The following is a 4,724-nucleotide window of genomic DNA, read 5'->3' as shown; positions in this document are numbered from 1 at the left end:
CTGAGTTGGTATCCATACAGTAAAAATTGAGCCAATACTTACAGTTGATTCTACTTCAATTCGTCCCCGATGGAGTTCCACGAGTTGTTTAGTTAAAGCCAGTCCAAGTCCAGTACCTTCGTAGCGGCGGCGATAGGGTGTATCGAGTTGCTGAAATTTATCAAAAATTAATGGTAATTGTTCATCGGGAATACCAATCCCGGTGTCTTCCACTTGAAAAATAGCAGTATCATTTTCCACCCAAAGACGTAAGGTAACGCTGCCACTTTCGGGGGTAAATTTAATCGCATTAGTTAACAGATTCCAGAGAATTTGTTCTACTCGTTCTCCATCGGCGGTAAAGTGTTCGCGCCTGGGATCGATTTGCAAATCAAGGTTGAGATTAATTTGTTCACTGATTGCTTTTTTTCGCAGTGACTCTACAGCATTCTGAGCAACATTCACCAAAGAAAATTCTGAAATATTTAAAGCTGTCTTACCAGCCTCGATTTGCGATAAATCGAGGATGTCATTAATCATTTCTAATAAATGTTCTCCACTGTCGTGGATTGTTTGCAGATAACCCCGTTGTCGTTGACTCAATTCACCCAAAGGCCAACGTAACAATGTAGATGACATCCCAATCACATAAGTTAAAGGCGTGAGTAATTCGTGACTGATAGTAGCGAGAAACTCACTTCTGAGACGGTTAGCAGCTTCGGCGGCGAGGAGAGCATCACGTAATCCTATTGTGCGTTCAATAACTCGTTGTTCGAGAGTTTGTTTTTCTTGGGTAAGGGTTTGCATTAACTCAGCTTGGTGAATTGCGATCGCTAATTGCTCTGCGATCGCAATTAGCAAGGTTTTTTCGCTATCATTCCACTGGTGAGGTTCATCGCACTGATGAGCAATCAGCAATCCCCACAACTTATCCTCAAATATAATCGGTGCTGCCAACTTAGCCCTAACTTGACTTTCCCTCAAAAAATTTAACAAACACTCTTCTAGAGCATAAGTTTTTTCCACATCATCCACAGCTAAGGTAAAACCTTGGCGATACTTTTTCCAACATTGAGAGGTTCGGATAAAGCAATTTTTTTCCGTGTAATTCAACACCGATGTAATAGCATCTGTAGCACGGGCTTCATAGACAATATAACCTCCATAGTTTTGCCAGTCTTCTAGCAATGGTTGATTATTAGCTGATACAGAAGGCGAGGGTTTATCCTTGTTCTCTGGTATAGAAAAATAGATTTCGGAAGATTCCCCAACTGACTGTTCCATACCTGTTAGCAGTGCGGTTCCACTGAGGGGAATAGTATCAGACTGGTATTGTTGAGCCTTGACTTTGGAACCTTCAAATTTATAGATTACTAATCTGTCTAATTCCAGAAACTCACGCACTTGTGTAATTACTGTTGCCATAATCACCTGCAAATCTAGGCTTTTGCGGATCTGTGTTGTTACCTGATTTAACAACCGCTCTTGGGAAATCTGTTTTTTTAAAGCATCTTCTACTGGCTGACAGATATAAATTGTCGGCACAGTTGAGCTTGGAGGTGCTATTATTTCTTGGTTTGGCTGAGTTAGGAGAGATTCTAATAACAACAGTGAGAATTGACTTTGGAGCGTGGCATCATTGGGCCGAATAATTTGGCGATAGCCTTCGAGATTTTGGTAAGTGGAGGAATCACACTCAAACAAGTCTCTTAATTCGTAGACAAATGTTGCGATCGCCTCTAAATTAAATGTCAAACTAGCATTGAGTGCCGAGTCAATTCCCTGCTCCCCTTCCTCACCCTGCGCTAATCCTACCAAAAGCGCACTAAACTGCTCAGAAACCACCAAGGTAAACCTTTGCCTTTGCCATTCCACAGGTATGTAAATCCGCATCAACACAGCTTCTGTCAGTATCAGAGTGGCACTTCCCACCGTTTGAGCCATCTGTTCTAACAATTCCCCAAGCTGATTAAATACAACAATAGGCAAGGTTCGAGAAAAGCTCAAATCAGGAGAACTAAGCATTTTAAATCATTACTGGTAAGAGGGGGGCTAAATGCAGGGAAAAAGTTTGTTTTGATTGTGCAATAACCAATAGTTTAAGACGGTAATACAGCATTATGCATCGAACAAGTAGCATATCGGGTGGATGGAATCAGTCAGAGGGCTTAATTTTTTTAGAACAAACTCCAGCGCCTTTCGTGTTGATTACGGCTGCTGATACCGACATTCAAACTTTGGCAGTTGCGGTGACAAAATTACCTACAAGCTTTCCTGCATTAAGAGTCGCCAATCTCTTGCAGTTACAGCAACAGTTAAGCATAGATACTTATGGAGAGCAAGTTTTGGAACTTGCCCAAGTAATTATTTTGCGCCTTATAGGAGGACGTTCCTACTGGAGTTATGGCTTAGAAGTAGTGCAAGAAATTGTGCAACGTAATGGTAGAACCCTCATTGTAATGCCAGGGGACGACGCTTTTGATCCCGACTTAATTTCTCAGTCTACCGTGTCTCTAAATATTGTTAATCAGGTATGGCAGTATTTCAGCGAAGGCGGTGTAGAAAATTTCGTTAATGCTCTGCAATTTATCTCTGATACTTGCCTGTTAACTGCATACAATCCGCCGTTACCCCGGCCGATTCCGCGTGTGGGATTGTATGAGTGGGGAGTGGGGAGTGGGGAGTGGGGAGTGGGGAGTGGGGGAGCAGGGGAGGCAGGGGAGCAGGGGAGCAGGGGAGAGTTAGAACTGGATTCATCCACCTTGGAACTGGATTCATCCACCTCGGAACTCCGTTCATCCACCTTGGAACTGGATTCATCCACCTCGGAACTCCGTTCATCCATCTCGGAACTGGATTCATCCACCTCGGAACTGGATTCATCCACCTCAGAACTCCGTTCATCCACCTTGGGACTGGATTCATTCACCTCAGAACTCCGTTCATCCACCTCGGAACTGGATTCATCCACCTCAGAACTCCATTCATCCACCTCGGAACTGGATTCATCCACCTCAGAACCTCAAATCTTCCAATCCCCAATCCCCAATCCCCAATCCCCAATCCCCAAAATTGGCATCCTTTTCTACCGTGCTCATTATTTAGCTGGAAATACCAAGGTAATTGACGCTTTATGCGAAGCTTTGGTGCAGAAAAATTTACAACCTGTGCCAGTGTTTGTTTCCTCATTGCGTGAACCGGATGTGCAAGTTGAGTTGAGTGAATTTTTTCAACCCAAAGAAGCCGAATCAATAGCTGTACTGCTGAATACCACCAGTTTTTCTCTAGCACGTTTGGAAAGCGAAACACCCCAAACTGAACTATGGGAAAAATTAGATGTGCCTGTGTTGCAAGTGATCCTCAGTGGCGGATCAATTGAGCAGTGGGAGTCACAGTTTCAAGGGCTTTCTCCCCGCGATATTGGGATGAATGTGGCGCTACCTGAAGTAGATGGGCGGATTATTACTCGTGCTGTGTCTTTTAAAGCCGTACAAACTCGTAATCCGCATCTAGAGACAGATGTGGTAATTTATGAACCAGTGAGCGATCGCATTGAGTTCGTTGCTAAACTAGCAGCAAATTGGGCGCGTCTGCGTTCTAAACCACCCCAAGAACGGCGAATTGCTCTAATTTTGGCAAACTACCCCAACCGCAATGGCCGCCTTGCCAATGGTGTAGGACTCGACACTCCAGCTAGTTGTGTAGAAATCCTGCAAGCTTTACATCAGGCTGGGTATGAAGTAGAAAATCCACCTGCTCAAGGAGACGAGTTAATTCAACGGCTGACAGATGGCGTAACAAATGATCCAGAAGGTAGAGAATGGCTTCCCGTACACCAAAGTGTTTCTTGGGAAGAATATCAAGAATATTTCGCTTCATTACCGCCAGCAGTTCAGCAAGGTATTAGTGAAAGGTGGGGAGTGGGGAGTGGGGAGTGGGGAGTGGGAGAACAGGTGAGCAATCAAGAATTCTTCCCCTCTGCCCCTCTGCCCCCCTACCCCTCAGCCTCTATCCCCGTTCCGGGAATTCAACTCGGTAACGTCTTCGTGGGAATTCAGCCAGCAAGAGGTTATGATAATGACCCTAGTTTGAATTATCATGCGCCGGATTTAGAACCAACTCATGCTTATTTAGCTTTCTACTATTGGGTAAGAGAAACTTTTGGTGCTGATGCTGTAGTTCATGTAGGGAAACACGGAAATCTAGAATGGCTACCGGGTAAAAGTGTGGCTTTATCGAGTAATTGTTATCCAGAAGTGGCTTTTGGCGCACTTCCCCACCTGTACCCGTTTATTGTGAATGATCCTGGTGAAGGTTCCCAAGCCAAACGTCGCGCTCAAGCGGTGATTATAGATCACCTAACGCCGCCAATGACTCGCGCGGAACTCTACGGTTCTTTGCAGCAGTTAGAAAATTTAATTGATGAGTATTATGAAGCGGACAGTTTAGATCCTTCGCGTTTGCCAGTAATTCGCGATCGCATCCACGAACTGGTGATCAAAGAAAATCTCCATCTAGATTTAGGAATCCAAAATGAAACAGAAATTTTTAAGTCTGAATCTTTAATTTTGAATTCTATCGGTGGCTATCTTTGTGAATTGAAAGAAGCCCAAATCCGTGATGGGTTGCATATTTTTGGGCAATGTCCCCAAGGAAGGCAGCTACGAGATTTAATAGTAGCGATCGCTCGCATCCCCAATCGCCATTCTTCAGGCATTACCCGTGCGATCGCTCAAGATTGGGGA

2 protein-coding genes are annotated in these 4,724 nt (G+C 44.3%); one reads left to right on the top strand and one right to left on the bottom strand.

Annotated elements, in window-relative coordinates; translation table 11 throughout:
* Positions 1-2,004: GAF domain-containing sensor histidine kinase (locus VE944_RS08795; protein WP_324975286.1), on the bottom strand; the 2,004-nt coding region annotated here is incomplete at its 3' end.
* 95 nt (positions 2,005-2,099) lie between these two features.
* Here VE944_RS08795 and VE944_RS08790 point away from each other — a divergent pair.
* On the top strand, positions 2,100-4,724 hold a 2,625-nt coding region (locus tag VE944_RS08790; protein WP_324975284.1), incomplete at its 3' end, for a cobaltochelatase subunit CobN.

The sequence above is a fragment of the Nostoc sp. genome, from assembly GCF_035638895.1.
Classification (GTDB): Bacteria; Cyanobacteriota; Cyanobacteriia; order Cyanobacteriales; family Nostocaceae; genus Nostoc.
The sequence above is the reverse complement of the archived record's forward strand: the minus strand, read 5'-3'. Positions and strand labels throughout refer to the sequence as shown.